The 411-nt window shown below is 53.3% G+C and carries 1 protein-coding gene; it reads right to left on the minus strand.

The annotated features are described in order from the left end of the window. A partial coding sequence (locus H8792_RS12645; protein WP_228767127.1) for a hypothetical protein occupies nucleotides 1–185 on the minus strand: 185 nt, incomplete at its 3' end. Nucleotides 186–411: the final 226 nt, after the last annotated feature.

A 411-nucleotide genomic window follows, 5' to 3' on the forward strand; every position in this document is an offset into this window, starting at 1 on the left:
GTATAGGCAGATACGGGTATCGGTTGGCTCATGCGGCAGTTGGCTTGCCGGCGATGCGGGTGCTGCGGTGTAGAGGCCATCGCAGGCAAGCCAGCTCCTACATTGATCGCATGGCGGTGAGGAAAAACAAATCGTGTACCATTTTTATATTTATCTGGAACAATCCATTGGTTTTTTGAGAACATCCCATACCCCGCTGTGACCGTACAACCAAAGTGGGTCGCTAAACGACGTATTTAGTCTAATTTTCACAACCGCAACTCATCATGTAGTATGCCTCGGCGCGCACTACATAACGTTAGGTCGATGTCTGCCCAGGCGCCGTCGTAACCCCGAACACCCCGTCAGCAAGCCTTGCGCCGTTGATTGGAACCACCCAGCCGCCGTGATGGCATGTACTGGTGCCGGGTT

Source organism: Thiomicrorhabdus heinhorstiae, assembly GCF_013391765.2.
GTDB classification, from domain to species: domain Bacteria; phylum Pseudomonadota; class Gammaproteobacteria; order Thiomicrospirales; family Thiomicrospiraceae; genus Thiomicrorhabdus; species Thiomicrorhabdus heinhorstiae.